This is a genomic window from Dyella sp. (genome assembly GCF_035503745.1).
Lineage (GTDB): Bacteria > Pseudomonadota > Gammaproteobacteria > Xanthomonadales > Rhodanobacteraceae > Dyella_B.
Window position 1 is genome coordinate 1 of sequence record NZ_DATJTC010000028.1, and the last position, 22107, is coordinate 22107.

The following is a 22107-nucleotide window of genomic DNA, read 5'->3' on the forward strand; positions in this document are numbered from 1 at the left end:
ACGCGGGACCTGGTTTCCAGGTTGGCGCAAAACCTGGCCCCTATTGAGCCCAATGCTGTAGCAAAGCGCATTGGCCGGGCCCTGATGCAGGGACTGGGCACAAGCACCCTTGTGCTTGTGGCGCTCTACGGCGTGCGCGGGGATATGCCGGCCATGATGGCCAAGCCGCTCTTCTGGCTCAAACTCCTGTTTCCCCTGGCCATCATCGTACCGGCGCTCAAACTGACGGAGCGGCTTGGGCAACCGGGTGTTCCAACCAAGCGAGCGTGGATAACGGTTCTCTTGCCTATCCTGACCTTGTGGATGACCGCAGCAATTGTTTTGCTGTTCACCCCCCGCGGTTACCGTTTGGAACTCATGCTGGGATCAACCTGGAGGGTGAGTACGGTCAATATCGTGCTTCTTTCGCTACCGCCATTGGGTGCGGCGATGAAGTCCATGCAGGGACTTGCGCCGACCCAACTCGCGCTGGCTGGCGCCGGCGTGGGTCTGCTGGCAGGTGCGGAAGGCGTACTGGTGTACACGCTTTATGGCGTGGAGATGTCAGTGCCTTTCTGGGGCATCTGGTACGTATTAGCGATCGGAATAACCACCATCATCGGCGCGCTTCTGGGTCCAAAGCTCCTGGATTGGTAGCCATACCCGCGCATGGCGTCGCGCTTGCGACCTAAGCCATCGGCGGGCGCTTCTCGACTTGGGCAATGGCACCGGCCATCAGAAGCGAGGAAACACAGTGGCCCAGATCCATGCCCGGTTCGCGCCCTAATGCCTGGTTGGCGGCCGATTCGAGATCGCACCCGTCGGCACACGCATCGAGGAACGCACAAGCGCCGATCGAAATGGGCTGCCAAACCACCTTGCTCGAAGGCCGTGCAAGCAGCGCCCCCTCGCCTTCCCAAACCAGATCGGCGGGAACGTCCACGCCCTCCCGATTCGCTCGCCAGATGGTGTAGGCCGGTTCATGCGCAAACCAACGCCAGCGGGCCGCCGGATGCACACGAAGCCTCGCCCGCTCCAGCTCTTGCGGCGATGCCGCCGCCAGATCGCCCACTGTCACATGCGCCTCATCGAGCGCGCTATGCGCCTCTACCCAGAAATAATCGAGTCGAGCGACGCCAGGCAGATAGGGCAAGGATTCGGCGGGTTCGAACGCGGCCAGAAAATCGGGAAACGTATTGCCGTAATGCAATAGCTGCGTCTGTGTCGGTGGCGATTGAGCCGCATACTCGGCAGCCGCCGCCCGAAACCACTCCTTGCCCACAAGGCGCATGACAGCGGGAAAATTCGCTTCCAACGCGTCCACGCACCCTTGGAAGACCGTGTTTCGGTACACCGCAAACCCTGGTTGGGCCGCCATGGCCGCCACGCGACTGTCATGCGGCGCTCGACCGTAGAGAGCATCCACAAACGCATCCTGAAACGAGGCCAGCGAAGGCGTCATGCCGCCACTCCCACCGATGCCCCATCAAGTACCGACTGCGCGCGCCTGCGTTCGTCCAGCAGGATAGGGAACTGCGGCACCTTGTCGTCCCGCTCGATCAGCACAGGACGCGGGCCGATCCGATCGATCAGGTACTGATAGAGGCTCCAAACGCCCTCGTTGATCGCCGCATCGTGAGAGTCGATCAACAGCATGCCATCGGCGTCGGCGCTGTGGCCGGCCAGGTGGATCTCCATGACGGCATCGGCCGCAATGGCGTCAAGGTAGCTCATCGGGTCGATGGTTAGATTGTGGGCGCTGACGAATACATTGTTGATATCCACCAGCAGGCCGCACCCCGTACGGCGCACGACTTCGCTTAAAAAGTCGGTTTCGCTCCAGTCGTGCCCCGGAATGGTCAGATAATGCGTGGGATTTTCAATCGCCATGCGACGACCCAGGGTATCCTGCGTCCGACCGATGTTTGCGCACACCCTCGACAACGCTTCCTGCGTACGCGGAAATGGCAAAAGGTCGGGGTGATACTGATCTCGCCATGCCGACCACGCCAGGTGTTCGGACACCAGCGCCGGTTCAACACGTTCTATTAAGGTCTTCAGACGCTGCAAATGCGCGGCATCGGGCTCCTTGTCTGCTGCGAGCGACAGCGATACCCCGTGCAGCGACAAAGGGTGGCGCGACCTGATCGTCTCAAGCCATGCAAGCCGGGGACCGCCGTCCACCATGTAGTTTTCGGGATGAACCTCGAACCACAAGCCGTGCTGCGCTACGGCATACGCGTCTTCATAGTGCTGCGGCTTCAGGCCGAGGCCGGCGCCGAGGGCACTGCTTGTGAGGTGTGGCAAGACCATGGCGATGCCTGCGATAGGGGCGGCGGTATCCGTCACCACGCGTCGGTGACCCAGCGTTTAATTCGTTTGCATGAACCCATCGGTTACACGGCGAAAAACACCGTAAACCCACGGCAAAACAGCCTCAACGCTGTAACCGACCGGCCCCCTACCCGAACTTAATGGCAACAGCGGCATGCTTGGGTCTTCCGGATGCCGCCGGCAAATGCCGGTGCGTGGCTCAAGCCACTCGCCGCTCGATCGCGAAATGATCCGACCTGCGGTAGGCGTTTGCTGCGCTTTGCTTGATCGCCAACATGAAGACAGTCACCTGAACCCGATGCCATGAACACTGACCTCCTCGTCTCGCTACTTGCCACGGACATCGCGCCCGCGCGCGGAGACATCGTTAAGCGCTATTTGAGCGCATCGCTGCTCGTGGCATACATCTGCGCCTGCACGCTTGCGCTCGTCGGCTACGGGCTGCGGCCGGACATGGCGGCCATGTTGGTGACGCCCCTCTTTTGGCTCAAACTCGCGCTGCCGCTGTCTCTGGCCGCTGGCGCATACATGATGCTTGAACGGCTGGTCAGGCCAGGCCAAGCCGTGGGACGGCGGTGGACCGGCATTGCGATACCCATCCTGTTTGTCTGGCTCGCGGCGTTGACCGTGCTCTGGGAAGCACCCGATGGCCTGCGCGCATCGCTGCTGATGGGCAAGACGTGGCGCACATGCCCGTTCAATATCGCGCTTCTATCCATGCCCTGCCTGTGCGCGGTGCTTTTCGCCGCCCGGCAACTCGCGCCCACGCATCGCACCCTCGCGGGCGCCGTCGCCGGGCTACTTGCCGGAGCACTTGGCACGCTTGCCTACTGCCTGCATTGTCCCGAAATGGGCGTGCCGTTCTGGGCCACCTGGTACCTGCTTGGCATGGCTATCCCCACCGTCACGGGAGCCTTCCTCGGCAGGCAGCTTTTGCGTTGGTGATACACGTCCGTGGAACCCAGCGCCGCGGGATCGTCGAGAACGTGGAGCAGACCCTCGCCATGCGTCCATGGCGAAGGCCCCGGACCGACGAAGTGAGCACCTTCGCGATAATCTGGTGGTGACGCGTTTCAGCTGTCCTACGGAGTAAGACACCATGCGTACCTTAGTCGCTTCGCGGATCGGTGCAGCCTGTTACGCTGCCTGGGGCATTTTCCACTGCAAGGTGGCCTACGACATTTATCGTTTGGGAACGCATCAGGCCGCGCTCGCGCAAGGCCGGCTTTACCAGCTCGCCGCCTACATGCTCAGTATTGCCGTGTTCGCCGTGGCGATCGCGGCACGATACAACTGGCGCAACGATCGACGCGGATACTGGTTGAACCTGTGCGTCGTGGGATGGGCCGATGCGATCTGGGTAGCGGTGGTGGTACTACCCGGCTACGTCGACCTTTTTCGCGGTCTTCTTCCGCCCGCCATCTATGTGGCGGGCGCTTTGCTGACGACCTACGCGCAGCATCGGCGGTCAGGGCCGGCCTGAGTCGCCGACCGGCTCCACCGACGCACTCAAGATATCTCCGCCATTTTGCACTTGAACGAGCACGGCGGTTTGAAGTCCCGCGAGTGAAGGCGCCGGCAGCGAAAACGCCGCATCGTCCCCACGCCACTCCCCGAGTCGCACCAGTTCGCGCACGACATTGCGCTGATCGAGCGTGCGACCGCCGTTTTCGCCGCCGCCAATGGGCACGTGCAGCGTGCGCGGATCATAGCGCACCAACCACACCTCGCTCGGCTCCAGAGGCCGCGTGGATGCCTTGATCTGGACATGATTGGCGGACGGCCAAACGATGGATGGCCCCGAACTCTGCGCTTCGCTTATGGCTTCATTCAATTCAAAGCGATTATTGCCAACAAGGTCCGCATGGCCATTCACATAGACCTGGGGTGTCCAAACGGTATCGCGGTGGCGGTAGTGGGCGTAGCGCCACTGTCGCTGTGTATAGGCATCCGTAGCGAAGGTGTCTTTCCACCCCAGATCATCCCAATAGGTGACACCAAAGGACAAGGCAAGCACGTGAGGGTTGCCCGCGACCGCGTTGAGGTTTTCTTCGGCCGGCGGGCACGAAGAACAGCCCTGGCTTTGGAAAAGCTCGACGACGGTGAGGTTGTTCGTGTCTACGCCCGAAGGGCTCTGCGCCCACGCAGAAGGATACAGAAACCACGCGCAGAGCGCCGCAGATAGGTAGTAAGGCCGTCTTTTCGTCATGGAACACCGCAGGTTTGTGTGGCACCGAGTCACGCGCGGCCGCAGCCGCCCGTAGGATGTTTCGTCGATTCATGCAGATAAGTTACAGGGTGCCTGCACCAAGCCGCCGATGCAGTGGTTTTGTCATGTGCAAATTTCGTGATGACGATACACGCATCACAAATAGCGCCATGAATCACTCCTCGATGTAACCGAGTTCGCCCATTCCCGAAGTGATCCACGGCCGACATGCACGGTCGTGGGAAGTAACCCTTCGCGGCAACACACGCTGCCGCAATTACTCACGTTTACAACGAGGAACAACCATGAAAATGGCAATCTATGGATCGGCGTTGCTCGCGTTGATGGTCGCAAGCGCAGTCAATGCACAGAGCAATGGTTGGAACGACGGTGATCTCATTGTCACCGCATCGAACACGGCCAGTAATCAGCTGCTGGTGTACAACACCCAGGGAACGCTGGTGGAGCAGTCAAAAACGGGCGGCGCCGGCGGCGTAACCGGCAATTCCGGCGGCATTGCGCAGAATCGCGATCTACTTGCCGTCGTCAACTTCGGATCGGGCAACGTCTCCATCTTCCAAAAAGGTGGCGATCGGGTGCCGCTGCAGCTGGAAAAGCTTGTCCCGGCGATTACCAACCCGGTAAGCGTCGCATTTGGCCGCAATCATCTTTATATTCTTACCACCACGCATATCGAATCGCATCTCATCGACCGCAATGGCGTAAGCGCCCAGGCCGACGGCGAAGCACAGCTTGTGATGGCGGACGGTTCGGCAGCGCAAGTAGGTGTACTCAGAGGGCAACTGATTCTTGCCGAAAAGAGCAACGCCATTGAAACGGTCAACCTGACCGATGATGGCGCGGTATCGGGCGCCACCCAACTGGTGGCCAACATCCCCGCTAACGTCAATACGCCATTTGGGCTTGCCACGCGCGGCAATGACGCTTACGTAAGCATCGCGCACGCCAACGAGATCAGCCTGGTTCGCAACGATGCAGTCTTGACGGTGACCGGATCGGGCACGCAGTTGGCGCCGTGCTGGGTGACGCTCGATGGCCCGTTCCTGTTCTCGGCCAACTCGCCGAGCCATTCGGTTTCCCGCTTCGCCGTTTACGGCCAGAAAATCATCCTGGATGCGGAAGTGGTGGCGACCTTCAACGGCAATCCGACCGACATCACCTACCGCGATGGCCTCGCCGCCGTCGTCGACGCCAACGGATCGGTCTCGCACGTATCCATCTTCAACGTTGATGGCGACGGAGATTTCAACCTCAAGAGCAGTGTCACTATCAACAATGTCGCTACCAACGGTATCGCCATTGTCCGGAACGACGGCCGCTTCAACTATTAGTCGCGTTTCGTGTCCATGCCGTACTGGGGAAGGCATACTCCCCAGTACGGCGCTCTCTTGCTTCGTCCAGGCAGCCCATCCTGGCGGGGCTTCCTATTGCCGTTTGTAACTTCTCGCCCGGCAAGACCGAACAAACCATACAGGCCACCCGGGGAAGCCATGTCCGATTTCAATTTCAGCTGCACGCAGTGCGGCAAGTGCTGCCACAACCTGAGGCTTCCCCTTACGCACTCGGAGGCCTCGGCCTGGTTGCAGCGCGGCGGAACCGTTGAGATCCTGTGCGAGGCGATTCCCTGGGTCACCGAGCCGGCTCTTTCAGACGCGCCCGCCATGCATAAGCGCCGTCGCTCCTTTCTCGCCTGCAGCGGGGAGTTGCCCATACGGGTCATCGTCATACTCACGGCAACGTTCGAGGGTGCCTGCCCTCACCTTGGCCGCGACATGCGGTGTGGCATCTATGACCATCGACCGCACGTTTGCCGCATCTACCCGGCCGAGGTCAACCCCTTTATCGCCCTCTCGCCCAGCCACAAGCAGTGCCCACCGGAGGCATGGGCATCCCCAACGCCCTTCATGCGCGCCAACCAGGTCGTGGACGCTCAGACACAGTTGCATATGTCGCTGCTACGCCATGGCGACCAGCTCGACACAGGCATCAAGGCGTGGATCTGCCGGGAATTGGGTATCCGCAGCACCAGCTTGTCGAATGAAGGCTTCATGGCTCATTGTCCTTCCCGTGAGGCACTCCTGTCCCTGCTGCAGAACATTCCACCTGACGTAGATGGCATGCCATCGCAGAATGATTGGTCGATGGTAACCAATCAAGCAGCAACCTTTGACGCGCTGGGCCGGGCCGGAGCCAAGCCCGTGTATGCGGGATCGCTCGCGAGCGGACCTTCGCAATACTTGGGCTTTCGCCCCGACGCGCCGCCGATGGAGGGGCCGGTTTAGCCGGTAATCAACCGAAACACATAGCATCCCGCAGATACGAAAAGTCATTCAAAGGAGTTTCCATGCGTCCCGTGCTCGCTCTTATGGTTTCCACGCTTTTTGCCTTCGGTGGCTTGGCGATGTCCAACCCCGCCAAGGCCGCCACGACTCCGGACGTTCACTCGGCAAGGACATCCGACGTGACCTTCAAGGCGGCCGATGGGGTGAAGATTTATGGCAGGTACTATCATGCCGCCTCACCCAAGGCACTTATTGTGCTCTTTCATCAAGCGCACTCCAGCAAGGATGAATATAAAACCATTGCACCGCGGCTTGTCGCAGCCGGATACAGCGCACTTGCCATCGATCAACGCTCCGGCGGCAACTTGTACGGCCCGAATCAAACTGTCCAGGCATTAGGCCGATCCGCCGATTATCTGGATGCGAAACGCGATCTTGAGGCGGCCCTTTCCTTCGCCGAAACGCAGAAGCTTCCCATCATTCTTTGGGGAAGCAGCTATTCCGCGTCGCTGACCGTGGTGGTGGCCTCCGAGCACGTCAACGAAATCCGCGGCCTGGCCGTGTTTTCACCTGGCGAGTACTTTGACCAATCGCCGACCATGATTCGCACCGCTGCGTCGAAAATCACCGTCCCCTTCTTTGTAACCTCTTCAAAAGACCCCGAAGAAGTGGCTGCGGCGAAGGCCATCCTGGCAGCGTCGCCTTCGACACTGAAGGTTCAGTACGTACCCGTCACCGGCGGTGTACATGGATCTTCCACCTTGATTCCAAGCCGCAATCCCGCCGGGGCCGAAGACAACTGGAAAGCCATCCTGGGGTTCCTTGGCCGGCTCAATCTCTAATTTGGGCGCAGATGCCCCATCGCGCACGCCGTAGCGATCGCCTACGGCGTGCGGCGAGCCAAACCCGTAGCACTTTTGGGTCACCTTGGCGAGCAAGGCGTGCCAGGCTGCTCACGCGCTGGCACAGTCGCATGAGCGTATTTAAGCGTTCTTCCGACGCCGGTCCAACCATGCATCCAGCGACCATGGGCCTGCTCCGCCAATGCATAGCGCCAGCAAGCCGGCGAGATAGAGCATATCCGTCTCGTAACCCGGTTGCCCAAAGTGCGCACCCGAGGCGTCGTAGGACATCAGCTTGATCGAGCTGAATCCGTTAGGCAGATGAACGGTAAAGGTCGCAACCAGTAGCACCGCGATCATCGGAACCGAGGCGACGGGGATCAACGCGCCGAGGAGAATCATCAAGCCACCCAGCACTTCGATTGCGATGGTTGCCCATCCGAGCAAGTCGGCAAATGGCATGCCGATGGCGTGGAGTATGCCGATGAACCCTTCCGGACCCCGGGCGAGCTTGGCATAGCCATGCTCCATGAAGCCATAACCCAAGATCAATCGCAAAGGGATGGCATACCACTCATAAGGAAGCGGCAACGGGGAAATGGCGTATTTGCCGAGAAAAGAGATTTTGTTCATGCCGGCCTTGTCAAGGAATGTCGCGCCAAGTGCGGATCTCGGCGCGTTTAAAGCGCCTGGTTTTTCACCTCGGGCCAATTGTCTTGCGCATGCTGAATGATTCCCGGCGTATCCTTTTTAAACAGCAAGGATGCCTTGGCGTTGTAGTTGAGGTAGAGCTTCCCATTCACCACCACGCCTGTCGTGGGGTCGGTGTCGACTTTCTTGCCATAGGCCGTTCCCACCGCGCAAAAGCCACCGAATTGCGGCAGATATTTTCCGGGATCGGACACAAATAGCTTTCGATCTGCTTCCGAGACGAATAAGTAATGCGCACCGGCATAAGTAGCCGAGATTTGCGCCTTGCCCTGCGTCGGCTTGCCCAACACAAAGTAGGCCACCGGGTCATAACCACGCAATGCCAGACCATGCTCATCGGTGTTCGTCGCCGATGTCGATCCGGGCACACCCGCGTGGACGACCGCCGCCGGCAGTACCGCCAGGGGTATCGCCATCGATAGCAGCATCAGGGCAGCGCTTTTCGGTAATGCACGGAACATGACGACTCCTCCAAGTGGTGGCTATAGGTGCCATGTTTCATTCGTCAATTTCGACGCAAGAGTTACAGCGATTCGTGCCCTGCATTTCAACGTGACGGCCCTAGCCTGCGCCAAAGAAGCGGGGATACCGCCAGTGCGCCCTGCAAGTCGCCCAACGATCCGCAACGCGTGGTTACTAGCGGCTTTAGCCGACGCCCTGGCATGGCCAGGCCCTTGACCCGGCCGCACACACCAACCGGAGGTAGCAAGAGACATTGCGTGTCGTATCACTCAATCGCGCCGACCATCCCTTCACTCATCCAGGTGGCCAGGAATTCGCCTGCCGCAGAGGCGCCGTGATCATCACCCAGCAGGTGCGCGAGGTTGCCACATAGCTCCGCAAACGAAGCGCCGTTGGCGACGGCGTTGATGGCGCGCATCTCAAGCTCATCGATCGTTTGAAAACGACAGCGATGCTCTTCGCGCCAAACCCGAATGGCAGCCGGATCGGTAAAGTACTCCACCGCGGGCGGAACCTTTTCCGAGGCCATCGCGGACCATAGCGCACCACAATTGCTTCGCACGGCAAACATGCGCAAGGTGGGTACAAAGCGGATCCTGGCGCTATCCCAGTCGATTTCCCCACTGATTGCCGCAACGGTTAACGCTTCACCATCGGGGCCGTCAAAGGCGCGGCGTAATGTCCAGTCCAACTGAGCCAGCTCGCCGACTTCCGGACTATCGGGATAAAGCACATCCAGCGCATCGGCGAAATGCTCGCCGTAGTCACTGATCGTCCAACTGCCCGGCGAGTGTTCCTCGATGTAGCGATGCACGGCCTCTTGGAAGGCATCATCTCCCAACCATGCCCAAGTGCGCTCAAACGTGTCACGCATGCACTCTTCCAATTGAGCGCGATAGGCGTGATGGTAGACAGCCAACCCCGGCGCAGCGCTATGGGGCACGTATTGGTCTAAAACGTGGGGGCCGTCCACCAAAAAGGCGCGAAATTGTCGCTGCATGTCCAGGAGGCTCATGCGATGGATTCCTCCACCTGGCGGGCCACGGACGCGACGGTACGCGCCATATCCAATTCATCCAGCAACTCACTAAGCGGCGGAATGTTGTCGTCACGCTCGATCATGCTCGCGACGGAACCGAATCGCTCGCACGCTGCGCGATAAACCGACCACACCGCATTGGGAACAGGCTGATCGTGGGTGTCGATGAGGCGATCCCGCCCCTGGCTGTGACCGGCCAGGTGCATCTGCCTTACGTAACCCTTAGGAATGGCAGACAGGTACTGGTAAGCATCAAAACCCTGATTGACTCCGCTCACATAAATATTGTTGACATCCAACAATAAGTAGCACCCCGTGCGTCGGCACAATTCGGCCAAAAACGCCGGCTCGCTGTAATCGGCCTGTGTGTAGTCCAGGTAAGTGGAAGGGTTTTCCAGCAGAATCGGCCGCCCCAGAAAATCCTGCACCTGATTGACGTTGGCGCAAACCAGATCCATGGCTTCCTTGGTGTAAGGAAGTGGAAGCAAGTCGTGAGAGTTGAAGCCCTCCACGCCCGTCCAACACAGGTGATCGGACACCCAAAGCGGGTCGATGCGTTCGGCCAGACTTTTCAATCGCTGCAGGTAATCGAGCTTTAGCCCATCGGCCGAGCCAATCGACAACGACACGCCATGCATAGCGATCCGATAGCGCGCCCTTACAGCCTCCAAGACAGCCAAAGGCTTGCCGCCTTGGACCATGAAATTCTCGGAAATCACCTCGACAAAATCGACGGAAACGTGAGTGTCGAGAAACTCCTGGTAGTGCACGGGGCGCAAACCCAGGCCAAATCCTTCGAAAGCAGGTAGATCACGCGTAGACATAACCAATTCCCAGAAAGAGAGCCCGACTGGAGGGAGCAGCCGGGCTCTGTCGATCACTTCGACGGAGGGGTGAGGCTGCCGCCCTGCGCCTGGCACTCGCTGGCGGTGATCTTCTTGAAGCCCTGTCCCTTGCAGGAGTTCTGGCCCTTACAAGCGTGATCGCCGGATTTGCAATCGGACTGTCCCTTACAGGCATTGACGCCGTAGCACGGCTGCGCCTGATCGCCCGCCGCGGGCGATGCATGAGCCGGGCTCACCTGAGCAAGGCTGGCGAAAGCGATGAACGCTGCGGCTGCGGCAAGGCTGGTACCACTGGAGAGCTTGATCATGGAACAACTCCTACGTTGAAAGAATGGATTGCCGTGATGGCATGAAGCAGTTCGCGATCGTTTCCAAAGAAGTTACACGGCATCCGCAAATGACATTTCACAAGGTAACGAAAACCCCACTTTCCTTGCGGCGCCGCAGCATTGAGTACGTACCCCACCGCCCTTAGGTCATTTGTCATGTAACAACCAGCAAGCGACGGACGAACCACTAACAACGACGCTGCTTCTTCAGATGAACCTTTAGAAGCAGTCGCGATCGCGGAGGTGGCATGAAACGCAGGCGCTTTCTCCAATGGGCAGGTGGCATGGCGATTGCAGTGTCATCGCCATGGCGGGCCATCGCCCAACCGGATGAAAACCCAGTTGACGTTTACGATCGGCTGAAACAGGCACTCGATCTTCATTTCGTCATAGCAGGCGGAAACATCAGCATCGCCATCGATGGCAATCCATCGACCTTGGACAAGAATCGCATCGAAGCCTGGGTCCGCCGAAGCGCAACGGCCATCGCGGCCTACTTCGGACGGTTTTCCGTCGAACAGTGGGGCCTGCTTGTCACACTCAACGACGGTGAACGCATTGGCCCTGCTACAACGTGGGGACATCCCACTTCCATCACGCACGTTGCACTAGGACGCAATATCAGCGATAGCGCCCTGCACCATGATTGGATCATGGTGCATGAAATGACGCACCTTGCACTTCCCACCGTCCCCCAGAGCAGCAAATGGTTCATGGAGGGCAACGCGACATACGTCGAGCCCATCGCACGCGCGCAAGTCGGTCAACTCACACCGCAGGAAGTGTGGCGTTGGGCGGTGGAGGATATGCCTAAAGGACAACCGCGCGATGGCGATGAAGGGCTCGATCACACCCATACCTGGGGCAGAACCTATTGGGGTGGCGCCATGTACTGGCTGCTCGCCGAAATCGCCATCTACAAGAACAGCCAGGGCCGATATCGGCTGCAAGATGCACTACGCGCCATCAATCGCAAAAGCGGCGGCAATACATCGTTCTGGAGCGTGAATCAAACCATCCATATCGGAGACAACGCCGTACGAGGCGACGCCCTTGCCTCACTTTACAAGCGGCTCAAGGACCGCCCCGTGACAATAGACCTTCAGGGCGCCCTCCAACAATTAGGCATTTCAGAGACCGATGGCGTGATTCGCTTCGACGATAACGCGCCGCTGGCCAACCTTCGCCGTTCCATTACAACCATGGAAGCACCCACCTGACCACGCGAAACAGTGCACGCAAAGCGGCACGTCGATCGAGTCGTACCACCACAAGACGTTCATGAGCCCGAACTCTTGTGTCTTTAATGGTTGCGCTTCGGACCTATACCTATCCCCTCGTAGGTTCGGAGCGCAACCATTCTTTTTGGAAGCGGTGTAGACGCATCGGCGTGCAAATTGCCCGCCCCCTTCCAGCGCCAAGCTGAAGCACGATGCCCGAATTTCTCAAACCACTGCGTACAAGCATCTCTCATGGGAGAGCCCCCATGAAACACGAAAATAAGAGCTTTGTTGCGGGAGTTCCCATGTTTAACGTGTGCCACCTCATGCGCGGCAGGTGCGATGAGATATACCCGGGAGGAAACTTCCACCACCTTCCACGAGAATGCGATCACAGCGTTCTTTTCGATAATGACCAATGCTTTCGTAAAAAAGCCGACACTCGAGCTGGCTTTTTCATGCCACTAACCAGCGTTATCCGCCCACCCCGATCCTGAGCGCGTCGCAAAACAAACTGCGAAAACTTCAGCACCCCAACCATCGGCGACCATTCGCCTCCGGCCCGCCATCGACGCTCAAGATCGAATATCAGGTGGATGCGGTTCTCACGCGAATGGTTGAACACCTCATGCGGCTTCTTGTTATCGAGGTGCATGACGTGGCCGTCGGACTCATGGCAAGAAAGCCTGGACGCCGGAACATAGGCAAGATCGAATGCTATGCACACCATAGCTGGTCCATGTTGATTCATGGATTCATCGGCGCCTGAAATGCCGGGTTGCCTACATAAACGGCTAATTTAAACCCGTTTTGCCGGCTGGTGATGCATGGCGACTTAACAGAACTTATCATGAAACCTTATCACTCTCCCGCGGCAGTCAAATCCCCTGCAGGGCGTACTGCAGCGGCGCCTTCCTGGACCATCGACCATCCACATATTGTGCTGGTGCTGCAAGGAGGAGGTGCACTCGGTGCCTATCAGGCCGGTGTCTATGAGGCGCTACACGAATCTGGAATTGAACCGCACTGGATCATCGGTACTTCTATTGGTGCAATTAATGGTGCGTTGATAGCCGGTAACGAGTCACACAATCGGCTAAGTCGGCTGCAAGCATTTTGGAAGTGCGTAACCCAGCAGCCATCCGCGGCACTGAAGACCATGGAGCAATGGCTTCGCTCCTTGGATGCATTCAGTCCGGCCTGGGAGGCTTTTGCCCATTGGCAACATAACAGCCAAGTAGTGATGCAAGGCATCCCGAAGTTTTTTACGCCAAACCCGCTGAGCTGCATGAATCCGTGGCTATCGCTCGGCGTGGAAAAAGCTGCTTACTACAGTACAACGCCCTTGCGCGAAACATTGTTGGAATTGGTGGATTTTGAGCAGCTAGGAGCGGGAGATGGCGGCCCCACGAGGCTTACCGTTGGGGCCGTAAACGTAAGAACTGGGCAGATGCGTTATTTCGACAGCCGCAGAGAAGTATTGGGAGTGGACCACGTTCTGGCTTCGGGTGCATTGGCACCGGTCTTCGGCGCGGTACGTATCGATGGTGACCCTTATTGGGATGGGGGACTGTATTCCAACACACCTATCGAAGCCGTACTCGACGATAAGCCGCGTCGTCATTCGTTGATCTTTTCGGCGCAGATGTGGAAGCCTCACGGACCTGAGCCTCACTCGATATGGGATATACAAGGCCGCATCAAGGATATCCAATACGCCAGCCGATCCGACAACCATATCGAGCGTCAACGTCAACTTCACCATTTGCGCCACGTCATTCGGGAATTGGCCATGCACATTCCGGAGAAATTGCGCGAAGATCCCGCTATTCAGGAGCTCGGCGCCTGGGGTTGCAGCACGGTCATGCACATAGTGCAACTCAACGCCGCGCCACTGCCCGGCCAGGATCAAACCAGGGACATTGACTTCACGGCCCAGAGCGTGGAGCTGCGTTACCAGGCAGGCTACGCCGACGCCATGCATGCCATTCAAGCCCAGCCATGGAAGTCGGAGCAACTGGATTCACTCGAAGGCGTGTTCGTACACGAGGTCAACCCATGAGCCACAAGAGGAATCTAATCCTGGTTGGTGCGGGCTTCGCGGGCCTGTCATTCGTGCGGAGACTTAGACGCTTATTGCCGCCGGACTGGACTTTGACACTTGTCAGCGAAGAAAGCTATACAACCTTCAATCCACTATTGCCCGAAGCGGTTGGTGCATCGATTTTTCCGGAACATGTGATCGCACCTGTGAGAGAGGTCATAAGACCCTCAAGCCAGTGGTGCTTCATCATGGGAAGGGTGAGTGCAATCGATTTACAAAGGCAACTACTGAACTGCGAAACGCTGGACGGTGAAAAAATGCTCCCGTATGACGGCTTGGTGCTGGCCTTTGGCAATCGCGCGCGCCTTGATTTCATGCCGGGAATGGAAGAATTCGCATTGCCCCTAAAGACCGTCGGCGATGCCATGGAAATCCGAAATTCGATCCTGCGCCGTCTCGCGAAGATGGAGTTGGTGACCGATCCAGAATTGCGCAAAGTGCTGGGATCATTCATTGTTATTGGCGGCGGATTTTCTGGCGTCGAAGTCGCCGGTGAAATGATCGACTGCCTCCACAGCATGCTTCGCTACTATCCCAAGGTGCGCAAGGAAGAAGTCCAGGTCACCGTGGTGCAGGATCAATCCAGGCTCCTGTTGGAATTGCCAGAGGGCCTGGCAAGCTCGGCGCAGCGATCGCTGGAACATCGCGGCGGCAAGGTGTTGCTCGGCGAACGGGTGCAGTGCATACATGCTGATGGCGTAACACTTGCCAGCGGGATGCGACTTATCGGGGCAAGTGTCATTTGCACCATCGGCACACGGCCGAATCTGCTTGCGGATAAATTGGCGCGGGATCTGGATATACCGTTAGAGAGAGGGCGCATTCCCGTCCGGGGCGACATGCGCGTGATGTCGTCCAAAGATCACTGCAAAGCGGGTATCTGGGCCATGGGAGATTGCGCACAGATTGAGAATGCGCGCGACCACTCTGTGTGTCCCCCGACCGCGCAGTTTGCGGTACGACAGGGAGCGTGCGTCGCAGACAACTTGATTGCGCACTTGCATGGCAGGAGCACTCGTCCTTTTCGCTACCGCGCGCGGGGAATGCTAGCCTCGATCGGACATAAAAAGGGCGTGGCACAAGTGTTTGGATGGCGTCTGTTCGGGTTGCCCGCCTGGCTGCTCTGGCGTGCTTACTATCTGTTATTGATGCCCACTGCCGGACGTAAAGTGCGGATATACGTTGAATGGACATGGGGCATGTTTTTCCCTCCCGACATCACGCATCTCCGCTATCTTCGGAGCAAGGATCTTTAATTCCAGGGAACCCGTCGCGCGATTCAGCGGTTTGGCGCCTGTGCACATAAAGAGCCGCGTACGTGGCGGAGCCAAGCGATCGACCGAGGATCAGCCTTTAAAGGCTTGATCCACAACATTTTGCTTTTCCAGCATAAACACTGGTTCCGGAAAAATTCAGCCGAACGGCTGTCATATTCGTCGACTAAGTGAGCGGGAAGTGGGGCTTAACAGACCTCTGGTTGTTGCAATCGGTTGAATTGGCGGTTGCAAGCGATCATGCAACTTGATTCAGCTCTGTCCACCTGCGGGTTTTATCACTGGAAAGTTTTATTTTTCGAACCAGCACGCTGCATCTTATCGCATGGCCACACGTCGTACAGCGCTAAGTAGACTTCGTCTTCTGCCGGGTATTGCCACTTTTCCGGATTGACGTCCACGTACTTCATGACCTCAACCGCTTCCTGCCCGATGACAACTCCTTGTGGCAGGCAAATTGAGCCACTCGCATTAGGTGCGTCAGCCACCCCATGCACGTACCCATACCCCATAGATCCAAAGCGACGAAGAATGGAAAGCTCTTGGAATATCCGGACCGATCCGAATAGACATCGATCAAGCCGCTCACTAAGAGTCTTATAATGACGCAGCAAATTCTTTTTTGGAGCCCAGTCAATGAATCCCATGATGGCGGTTCTGATCGTTGCCGGCGTTTTGTGTTGCGACACCATTTATTCGATTAATGACCTCAACAGCCCTATACGGTATGTTGATAAACAACAAGGCTATTTTATTGGTATTAAAAAAAATGAGTTCATAATAGGTACGGCGATCGCCGATATAAAAAATCTGGCCAACGATTTGCCGCAGGCCGATGGGCATGTTGAAAATTGTTCCTCCCACGGGTTCAGATGTCGATCCATCGGTTACTTCGTATTCGCCATCCCGAATGGAGAGCACCGTTCTGCAGAATATATAGCTGGGCCAAGGATATCAATTAAGCGACTTGCAAATGGCGGATGGCGTGGCTCTGCAACGTGCTCAATGATTACCCGAACAGGTTGCGCACGGCATGTTGACGTCAACAAGCTAGTTGTGGCCTATCAATATGACGTTAGTTCGACGGGTATTTTAAAGTCGGTAAAAATTCAGAATTGGAATGATAGCGGACAGTTATTGAATACCCAAAATTTAATTCTCGTAAGTGAGATTGGGCTTAAGTTGAATTAACAAAATGAGCGTGGATACTGGACTGCTGCCGGTTCGGTGGACACCCATCACCTTAAGCTAATTCCACCTGCTGGCCGCCGAATGGCTGCCTTCGGTCACTTGCTTGACCGCCGCGATCTTGAAATCATCCGTGTACGGCTTGCCACTTATGTTGGTCTTCCCAATAGGCCGGCCAGCTCACCCTTAAAAGTTGAACAAATCAAATGCCGACCAGCACAAAAGCCAAAGCTGGCAATCCAATGGCCAGCCGTATCCCAGTGCTCCATCTTCGTATCGACCTTGACCGAACCATGCCCTTGGTTTGGCGTCGAATCGAGATCCCCGCATCATCCACGTTCTGGGATTTGCACGTGGCCATCCAAGACGCCTTTGGCTGGCTGGACTACCATGCGCATGAATTTGAGGTCGGCCCCATTACCATTGGCGTACCCGACGAGTTTGCCGACAAGGACATGGCGCCGGGGTGGACGGTGCCACTATCGGTACATTTTGGGCGAATTAGAACTCTGACTTACCTTTACGACTTCGGGGATGACTGGCATCACACCATCCATCTTGAGGAAGTCAGGGATGCGGATGGCGGTCCTTATCCACGCTGTTTGACGGGGGAAAACGCGACGCCTCCAGAAGACTGCGGGGGCGTTTATGGCTTTGAGCAGCTCAAGGAAGCGCTTACCAAGCCGAAGAGCGCGAAATTTCGGGAAATGCGGGATTGGTTGAAAAACAACCACGCCAAGGTCTACTGGCCGTTTGATCCATTGGCATTCGACCCGACAAAAATCACTTTTCGAGATGCGGCCGAGCGGCTCAATGAACTTCTTCTGTAGGTGGAAGATTAAGCCAATTACCGGATCTCCTTCGTAAGTGGTTTTAATGCTTCCTTCCGAGCTTCCGAATTTCATGCAACCGACAGACGTGCGCGGTAGAAAATGAAAATTTGTCTGTCATTCGCTTGGAAAAATCACAGCTAAGTCGGTGCCACCCCACATCGCGAAAGAGACGTCTGACACGCGGTGCAGAATGCCTGGCATTGGATGACCGAACCAGGATCCAACTGACTTGCAGTTAGTGTTTGCAGCCAAACTTGTCAGAGCATTTGGCTTAGGAAATGATTTAGCCAAACAACTTCGTTTGAGATGCTATGCGTGACTGAAGCCGATAAATGCAAATCGCCACATTAGCGTTTGCGAACACTTCGGAAATTTCAGAGATCAAATGTGCTTATGCCCCACACTTCGCGCACCCTCGCATTAATCTTGGTCGTACTTGCCCTGGTGAGCCACCATTCAATAGTGTTGTGCCAAGCGGCTCCGGCTTTGTCATGGAGTGAGGCTAACTTAGTAGGCATGCACCTATCTTTAGTATCACCAAAAAAAATCGGGCTCATCGACGGATTTAAGATTTTCCGACAAATATCTTTCGATAGACCGCCGCGATCATGACTGGTGTACTGGGCCTTTGACTGTTTGGAAAATTGAGGGAAATCGGCTCAAGATCGGATACACCCCTGACAAGGGAGCGACCCTAATTGGTGCGTCTGCCTCTAGGCTTGTAATGCGCAGCAGTGACGGCACTGTTTATACTTATGCAATCGTGCACCCATAGGCGGCTACAAAATCTCTACTCCGGCCATCCCCACGAACTGCCCCCTGATATGAGGCCTGAATACTCATTTCACACTAAAGAACTTGACGTAACGCTCGTCGCCGACAGCGATCTGCGTGCCGTCTGGACTAACCGCAATCCCACCCTTACCGCCTTGAAAGCCGCTCAACAATTTCCCCGTCCTCGCGTCGACAATCAGATTGTCGTCGCCATCATTCGGACTGCTAGAGCCACCACCGAGATACAGGTAGCTTCCGTCGGGGCTCATTGCAAAATCTCTTGGTTGCAGCGCGGCCGGGACTTTGTGCGCACTTATGTCTTCGCTGGTTGCGTAGGTAAGCATTTCCAGCGTCGGCACATCGAGAATGTTGCCTAGCCCAATCGCAAGAGTCTTCCCTTCGGCATCACTCACTAAAAACATCGAACTCTGCTCCTGAGTCTGGTTATATGTGAGGTACCGCCCACCGCTTTGGACCGTGGTCGGCTTGGACGGAATCAGCAATTTCGTTCGACTTGCTACCACACCGGATGGATCAATCAGGCGCGCAATTACGTCATTTATCTTTAAACTTCGTAGCACGTCGCGATCACCGGATCCAATCGCGCCCGCTGCGCCATCGCCCACTTTTCGCCAAAGACCCACTGCCACAATTCGGCCTCCGGGAGCCCAAGCCAACTCCTGTACCGCCATGCCACCCTCATCGAACTCTTTGTAGCTCCAATTAGTCGTGTCGTAGACGCGAAACGTTAGACTTCCTCCGGCACCAGGGGACGCAAGCGCCTGAGTGCCCTGTCTGTTGAATCGCAGCGATGCAGCCACAACCGTGGAGGGTGCCTCTGAGACAACCTGTCCGGTCATGGCATCCCAAAACTTAATAGGACTGCCACCGCCACCGCGCCCGAACGTCAAGCGCTTTCCATCGGGGGTCCAGGTCAAAAGGGCGTAGGGATCAAGTGCAAAATTGGGAGTCAATCGTTCCGTGTGGGATTGCAATTTATTGCGCTTCAAGTCCCAGACAACGATGTGCGTCGCTCCCGCCCCTACCGCATCCACAATAGCCAAGTAATGGCCATCGGGGCTGTAGGTCATGCTCATCGCGGTGACTTTTGAATGGCCCTCCACGGTGGCAAGGTCAATCGAGTCTTTATCAGCGACCACAGTTACCGGGCCGGCCTTGACTAGATTGCCCACGACATGACGCGCTTGTGTACCGGACGCTTTGGCGGACCACGGCATGAAGCCCATAGCTAGAGCAATTGCGGCGACGATAACGGAAGTGCCAACGCCACGAGAAACTCGGCGGGCCGTCTTGTGCAGCAAGTGGCTAAACATATCTCCCCTTTTAATATAGTAAGCGCTACCAATCTGAAGCTGTTTAGCGCTGAACCACCAACTCATCGAAAAATCACGCCCGAATTTTCTGGGCCTGCGCAACCAAAGATCACCCAGGGTAGACAGGCATGTTGCTTACGTGGATCAGATGTTCTGCCGCATCCTGCTTAGGTAGGCTGTTTTTTGGCGCAAAGGCTACGAACGGTCGCCAGCGCAATGCGTTGCTAATTCTCCCTCATCACGGCCATTCCGGGATAGTTGACGTCAATGCGCTTGCGAATCACGTCATAGCAAACTGTAAAGCCGCAATGGCTAAGCTAAGCATGTGATGCATGCTGGTACCCGTGTCCTGTGGGCAACCTTGCGTGTTCACGTCGGGCCAACTGGTGAAACCGACGGGCTGGTCTACTTGCTTGCGTTGGCCGGTCTGAGAAGGTTTACCGCCCGATGGAGACACCTGTAGGTACATCCCCTTTTCGTCGTACAGCTGATATGGCTTATCGGCAAGCTTGGCCTGCTTGATGTCGAGGACGGTATGGGACATAGGGCATTCCTTCGCAAAGGACTGAGGCAATTTCTTGCATTACCCCAAGTCTGCTCTCACTGAGAGGATGGATTGCAATGGACGCCCCCCGGACTGATCCAGTCGATCGGGCAATAAAAAACCCGCCTAAGTGGCGGGTCTCTTTAGTCTTTTTGGTCTGTATTGGACCGTATCAGACTGCTTAATGGTGCCCAAGGGGGGACTCGAACCCCCACGACTTGCGTCGCTACCACCTCAAGGTAGTGCGTCTACCAATTCCGCCACCTGGGCAGGTGTCTTGCGTTTTTAGTGCTTGCTGGTCGATGCCGCCGCCGGGGCGGTGGCTGTCGGTACTTCGCCCTGCTGCGCCTTGGCCGGTGCCGGCTGCGCGGTCGGGACTTCCCCATTGGCCGGAGCGGCTGGCGCCGGGATGGCGGCCTGCGGCTGGGCCGGCACGACCGGGTGCGCATTCTGCGTCGCGGCGGGCTTGTTGCCAAGACTGCTCATTACGCCCAGGTCGTTGTTGGCGGCCTGCTGGCGCAGCGAGTTGCCGTTGTACTTGAGGTAAATGCCCATGCCGATGCTGAGCAGGAAGAACAGCGCGGCAAGTACGGCCGTGGAACGGGACAGGAAGTTGGCCGAACCGCGTGCGCCGAACACCGTTGCCGAGGCGCCGGCACCGAAGCCGGAACCCGCGTCGGCGCCTGCACCGCGCTGCATCAGGATCAGCACGATCATGGCCGCAGCGATCAGGATGTAGAACACACTGAAGATGACGAACATGGTGTCTCGCGTAGGATTCGATATGGCTCAGTGGGCGGCGTTGCAGATGGCCAGGAAGTCGGCCGCCACGAGCGCGGCGCCGCCGATCAAGCCACCATCCACGTCCGGCTGCGCAAAAAGCTCTGCAGCATTGGCCGCCTTGACGCTGCCGCCATAAAGCAGCCGGGTCAGACGGGCAATCATAGCATCCCCTTGGGCAAGTTGGCTACGGATGAATGCATGCACATCCTGTGCCTGCTGGGGGGTGGCGGTGCGCCCGGTGCCGATCGCCCAGACCGGCTCGTAAGCGACCACGGCGGTGTCGAAGCTGGCAATGCCGTTGAGGGCCAGCACGGCCTGCAGCTGGCGGCCGATGACGGCCTCGGTTTCGCCGGCCTCGCGCTGCGCCAGGGTTTCGCCCAGGCAGAGGATCGGGGTAAGCCCGGCGGCGCGGGCGGCGGCGAATTTGCGTGCGACCAGCTCGCTGCTTTCACCGTGGTATTGGCGGCGCTCGGAGTGCCCCACCAGGGTCCATCGGGCGCCGACATCGGCCACCATCGCGGCAGCCACTTCGCCGGTATAGGCCCCCTGCCCCTCGTGCTCGCTGACGTCCTGCGCGCCGAAGCCTATCCCCGAGCCGGCGTAGGCGGCGGCCAGGGGCTGCAAGTATGGAAACGGGGGAAACATCAGCACATCGATATCCGATGGCTTGCCTTGCGCGATTTCATGCACCAGGCCTTCCGCCATGGAACGGCTGCCGTGCATTTTCCAATTACCCGCCACGAGTTTTTTGCGCATAGCAGCACCCGCCCCAGAGAAAACGCGCAAGCTTAGCGACCCCGGCACAGCCCAGCAACGGCGTTTTTTCTGGGTAACTTGTCGGTGTTCAGCCGCCCTGCCGTGTAGGAAAACCGCCCGCCCTATTGTTAGCGTTAACCATTCGCACCGCATTGCAGACGAGCCATGCCGACGATCCGGCAAAACGCCCGGCTTGAAGAAATGGGGCAGTCACGTAGTGTGGTCACCATTCGCCACTGCCGCA

Annotated in this window: 25 protein-coding genes and 1 tRNA gene; 11 read left to right on the forward strand and 15 right to left on the reverse strand. The window is 57.4% G+C overall.

All coding sequences use genetic code 11. The annotated features are described in order from the left end of the window. On the forward strand, positions 1-636 hold a 636-nt coding region (locus VME63_RS11110), incomplete at its 5' end, for a DUF1109 domain-containing protein (protein ID WP_325433246.1). A gap of 31 nt (positions 637-667) precedes the next feature. Here VME63_RS11110 and VME63_RS11115 read toward each other — a convergent pair. Together VME63_RS11115 and VME63_RS11120 are read right to left on the reverse strand one after the other, a co-directional pair. Continuing rightward, entirely contained in the window at positions 668-1441 is a 774-nt protein-coding gene (locus VME63_RS11115; RefSeq protein ID WP_325433248.1) for a DNA-binding domain-containing protein, read from the reverse strand. Beyond that, positions 1438-2328 (reverse strand): DUF692 domain-containing protein, encoded by an 891-nt coding sequence (locus tag VME63_RS11120; protein ID WP_325433250.1) that lies wholly within the window; start codon positions 2326-2328, stop codon positions 1438-1440. The genes VME63_RS11115 and VME63_RS11120 overlap by 4 nt, the downstream gene beginning before the upstream one ends. A gap of 288 nt (positions 2329-2616) precedes the next feature. On the opposite strand from VME63_RS11120, the gene VME63_RS11125 reads away from it, so the two are divergent. After that, positions 2617-3258, forward strand: coding sequence for a DUF1109 domain-containing protein (locus VME63_RS11125; protein WP_325433252.1), 642 nt, complete (start codon positions 2617-2619; stop codon positions 3256-3258). A 154-nt stretch (positions 3259-3412) separates the two neighbouring features. Continuing rightward, positions 3413-3796 carry a hypothetical protein gene (locus VME63_RS11130; RefSeq protein WP_325433254.1) on the forward strand — a complete coding sequence of 128 codons (384 nt, stop codon included), beginning with the start codon at positions 3413-3415 and terminating at the stop codon, positions 3794-3796. Here the strand turns inward: VME63_RS11130 and VME63_RS11135 are convergent. Then, positions 3782-4522, reverse strand: coding sequence for a DUF1223 domain-containing protein (locus VME63_RS11135; RefSeq protein ID WP_325433256.1), 741 nt, complete (start codon positions 4520-4522; stop codon positions 3782-3784). The two genes, VME63_RS11130 and VME63_RS11135, sit on opposite strands and share 15 nt — an antisense overlap. A gap of 212 nt (positions 4523-4734) precedes the next feature. On the opposite strand from VME63_RS11135, the gene VME63_RS11140 reads away from it, so the two are divergent. The 3 genes from VME63_RS11140 to VME63_RS11150 all read left to right on the forward strand — a co-directional run bounded on the left by VME63_RS11140 (position 4735) and on the right by VME63_RS11150 (position 7667). Then, the gene (locus tag VME63_RS11140) at positions 4735-5874 is read left to right on the forward strand and encodes a hypothetical protein (protein WP_325433258.1); all 1140 of its coding nucleotides are present in this window, start codon (positions 4735-4737) and stop codon (positions 5872-5874) included. A 159-nt stretch (positions 5875-6033) separates the two neighbouring features. Next, positions 6034-6825: a YkgJ family cysteine cluster protein gene (locus tag VME63_RS11145; RefSeq protein WP_325433260.1), complete on the forward strand. Its 792-nt coding sequence runs from the start codon at positions 6034-6036 to the stop codon at positions 6823-6825. A 62-nt stretch (positions 6826-6887) separates the two neighbouring features. Continuing rightward, positions 6888-7667: an alpha/beta hydrolase gene (locus VME63_RS11150; protein ID WP_325433262.1), complete on the forward strand. Its 780-nt coding sequence runs from the start codon at positions 6888-6890 to the stop codon at positions 7665-7667. A 141-nt stretch (positions 7668-7808) separates the two neighbouring features. Here VME63_RS11150 and VME63_RS11155 read toward each other — a convergent pair whose 3' ends face one another. From VME63_RS11155 to VME63_RS11175, 5 genes are all read right to left on the reverse strand, one after another. Continuing rightward, a complete protein-coding gene (locus tag VME63_RS11155) occupies positions 7809-8300 on the reverse strand; it encodes a DoxX family protein (protein WP_325433264.1) in 492 nt (163 codons plus the stop codon). Between the two features lie 47 nt (positions 8301-8347). Beyond that, entirely contained in the window at positions 8348-8839 is a 492-nt protein-coding gene (locus tag VME63_RS11160; protein WP_325433266.1) for a YHS domain-containing (seleno)protein, read from the reverse strand. A 266-nt stretch (positions 8840-9105) separates the two neighbouring features. Then, the gene (locus VME63_RS11165) at positions 9106-9855 is read right to left on the reverse strand and encodes a DNA-binding domain-containing protein (RefSeq protein WP_325433268.1); all 750 of its coding nucleotides are present in this window, start codon (positions 9853-9855) and stop codon (positions 9106-9108) included. After that, the gene (locus tag VME63_RS11170; RefSeq protein ID WP_325433270.1) at positions 9852-10703 is read right to left on the reverse strand and encodes a DUF692 domain-containing protein; all 852 of its coding nucleotides are present in this window, start codon (positions 10701-10703) and stop codon (positions 9852-9854) included. The genes VME63_RS11165 and VME63_RS11170 overlap by 4 nt, the downstream gene beginning before the upstream one ends. A gap of 53 nt (positions 10704-10756) precedes the next feature. Beyond that, positions 10757-11032, reverse strand: coding sequence for a hypothetical protein (locus VME63_RS11175; protein WP_325433271.1), 276 nt, complete (start codon positions 11030-11032; stop codon positions 10757-10759). Positions 11033-11301: 269 nt separating this feature from the next. Here VME63_RS11175 and VME63_RS11180 point away from each other — a divergent pair, with 269 nt between their 5' ends. Continuing rightward, positions 11302-12273, forward strand: a complete 972-nt coding sequence (locus VME63_RS11180; RefSeq protein ID WP_325433273.1) for a hypothetical protein — start codon at positions 11302-11304, stop codon at positions 12271-12273. 391 nt (positions 12274-12664) lie between these two features. On the opposite strand, the gene VME63_RS11185 is transcribed toward VME63_RS11180, so the two are convergent. Beyond that, positions 12665-13024, reverse strand: coding sequence for an aspartyl/asparaginyl beta-hydroxylase domain-containing protein (locus VME63_RS11185; RefSeq protein ID WP_325433275.1), 360 nt, complete (start codon positions 13022-13024; stop codon positions 12665-12667). A gap of 99 nt (positions 13025-13123) precedes the next feature. On the opposite strand from VME63_RS11185, the gene VME63_RS11190 reads away from it, so the two are divergent. Next, complete coding sequence (locus VME63_RS11190; protein ID WP_325433276.1) at positions 13124-14335, forward strand: patatin-like phospholipase family protein; 1212 nt, start codon at positions 13124-13126, stop codon at positions 14333-14335. Continuing rightward, a complete protein-coding gene (locus tag VME63_RS11195; RefSeq protein WP_325433278.1) occupies positions 14332-15633 on the forward strand; it encodes an NAD(P)/FAD-dependent oxidoreductase in 1302 nt (433 codons plus the stop codon). Before VME63_RS11190 ends, VME63_RS11195 begins: the two co-directional genes overlap by 4 nt. A gap of 296 nt (positions 15634-15929) precedes the next feature. Here VME63_RS11195 and VME63_RS11200 read toward each other — a convergent pair whose 3' ends face one another. Beyond that, positions 15930-16298 carry a Rap1a/Tai family immunity protein gene (locus VME63_RS11200; RefSeq protein WP_325433280.1) on the reverse strand — a complete coding sequence of 123 codons (369 nt, stop codon included), beginning with the start codon at positions 16296-16298 and terminating at the stop codon, positions 15930-15932. Here VME63_RS11200 and VME63_RS11205 point away from each other — a divergent pair. Next, positions 16288-16842, forward strand: coding sequence for a hypothetical protein (locus tag VME63_RS11205; RefSeq protein ID WP_325433282.1), 555 nt, complete (start codon positions 16288-16290; stop codon positions 16840-16842). The two genes, VME63_RS11200 and VME63_RS11205, sit on opposite strands and share 11 nt — an antisense overlap. A gap of 203 nt (positions 16843-17045) precedes the next feature. Then, positions 17046-17669 carry a plasmid pRiA4b ORF-3 family protein gene (locus VME63_RS11210; protein ID WP_325433284.1) on the forward strand — a complete coding sequence of 208 codons (624 nt, stop codon included), beginning with the start codon at positions 17046-17048 and terminating at the stop codon, positions 17667-17669. 842 nt (positions 17670-18511) lie between these two features. On the opposite strand, the gene VME63_RS11215 is transcribed toward VME63_RS11210, so the two are convergent. From VME63_RS11215 to tpiA, 5 genes are all read right to left on the reverse strand, one after another. Beyond that, positions 18512-19846, reverse strand: a complete 1335-nt coding sequence (locus VME63_RS11215; RefSeq protein ID WP_325433286.1) for a hypothetical protein — start codon at positions 19844-19846, stop codon at positions 18512-18514. Between the two features lie 214 nt (positions 19847-20060). Beyond that, a complete protein-coding gene (locus VME63_RS11220; protein ID WP_325433288.1) occupies positions 20061-20324 on the reverse strand; it encodes a hypothetical protein in 264 nt (87 codons plus the stop codon). Positions 20325-20509: 185 nt separating this feature from the next. Beyond that, positions 20510-20594 (reverse strand) — tRNA-Leu (locus VME63_RS11225). A gap of 15 nt (positions 20595-20609) precedes the next feature. Then, entirely contained in the window at positions 20610-21086 is a 477-nt protein-coding gene (gene secG, locus VME63_RS11230; RefSeq protein WP_325433290.1) for a preprotein translocase subunit SecG, read from the reverse strand. A gap of 27 nt (positions 21087-21113) precedes the next feature. After that, positions 21114-21863 (reverse strand): triose-phosphate isomerase, encoded by a 750-nt coding sequence (gene tpiA / locus VME63_RS11235; RefSeq protein WP_325433292.1) that lies wholly within the window; start codon positions 21861-21863, stop codon positions 21114-21116. Positions 21864-22107: the final 244 nt, after the last annotated feature.

Excerpts from the sequence above, each read along its gene's own strand:
- VME63_RS11115 (WP_325433248.1), bottom strand. The coding sequence starts at position 1,441 with ATGACGCCTTCGCTGGCCTCGTTTCAGGATGCGTTTGTGGATGCTCTC.
- VME63_RS11125 (WP_325433252.1), top strand. The coding sequence starts at position 2,617 with ATGAACACTGACCTCCTCGTCTCGCTACTTGCCACGGACATCGCGCCC.
- VME63_RS11130 (WP_325433254.1), top strand. The coding sequence starts at position 3,413 with ATGCGTACCTTAGTCGCTTCGCGGATCGGTGCAGCCTGTTACGCTGCC.
- VME63_RS11135 (WP_325433256.1), bottom strand. The coding sequence starts at position 4,522 with ATGACGAAAAGACGGCCTTACTACCTATCTGCGGCGCTCTGCGCGTGG.
- VME63_RS11145 (WP_325433260.1), top strand. The coding sequence starts at position 6,034 with ATGTCCGATTTCAATTTCAGCTGCACGCAGTGCGGCAAGTGCTGCCAC.
- VME63_RS11150 (WP_325433262.1), top strand. The coding sequence starts at position 6,888 with ATGCGTCCCGTGCTCGCTCTTATGGTTTCCACGCTTTTTGCCTTCGGT.
- VME63_RS11155 (WP_325433264.1), bottom strand. The coding sequence starts at position 8,300 with ATGAACAAAATCTCTTTTCTCGGCAAATACGCCATTTCCCCGTTGCCG.
- VME63_RS11160 (WP_325433266.1), bottom strand. The coding sequence starts at position 8,839 with ATGTTCCGTGCATTACCGAAAAGCGCTGCCCTGATGCTGCTATCGATG.
- VME63_RS11165 (WP_325433268.1), bottom strand. The coding sequence starts at position 9,855 with ATGAGCCTCCTGGACATGCAGCGACAATTTCGCGCCTTTTTGGTGGAC.
- VME63_RS11170 (WP_325433270.1), bottom strand. The coding sequence starts at position 10,703 with ATGTCTACGCGTGATCTACCTGCTTTCGAAGGATTTGGCCTGGGTTTG.
- VME63_RS11175 (WP_325433271.1), bottom strand. The coding sequence starts at position 11,032 with ATGATCAAGCTCTCCAGTGGTACCAGCCTTGCCGCAGCCGCAGCGTTC.
- VME63_RS11180 (WP_325433273.1), top strand. The coding sequence starts at position 11,302 with ATGAAACGCAGGCGCTTTCTCCAATGGGCAGGTGGCATGGCGATTGCA.
- VME63_RS11185 (WP_325433275.1), bottom strand. The coding sequence starts at position 13,024 with ATGAATCAACATGGACCAGCTATGGTGTGCATAGCATTCGATCTTGCC.
- VME63_RS11190 (WP_325433276.1), top strand. The coding sequence starts at position 13,124 with ATGAAACCTTATCACTCTCCCGCGGCAGTCAAATCCCCTGCAGGGCGT.
- VME63_RS11195 (WP_325433278.1), top strand. The coding sequence starts at position 14,332 with ATGAGCCACAAGAGGAATCTAATCCTGGTTGGTGCGGGCTTCGCGGGC.
- VME63_RS11205 (WP_325433282.1), top strand. The coding sequence starts at position 16,288 with ATGAATCCCATGATGGCGGTTCTGATCGTTGCCGGCGTTTTGTGTTGC.
- VME63_RS11200 (WP_325433280.1), bottom strand. The coding sequence starts at position 16,298 with ATGGGATTCATTGACTGGGCTCCAAAAAAGAATTTGCTGCGTCATTAT.
- VME63_RS11210 (WP_325433284.1), top strand. The coding sequence starts at position 17,046 with ATGCCGACCAGCACAAAAGCCAAAGCTGGCAATCCAATGGCCAGCCGT.
- VME63_RS11215 (WP_325433286.1), bottom strand. The coding sequence starts at position 19,846 with ATGAGTTGGTGGTTCAGCGCTAAACAGCTTCAGATTGGTAGCGCTTAC.
- VME63_RS11220 (WP_325433288.1), bottom strand. The coding sequence starts at position 20,324 with ATGTCCCATACCGTCCTCGACATCAAGCAGGCCAAGCTTGCCGATAAG.
- secG (WP_325433290.1), bottom strand. The coding sequence starts at position 21,086 with ATGTTCGTCATCTTCAGTGTGTTCTACATCCTGATCGCTGCGGCCATG.
- tpiA (WP_325433292.1), bottom strand. The coding sequence starts at position 21,863 with ATGCGCAAAAAACTCGTGGCGGGTAATTGGAAAATGCACGGCAGCCGT.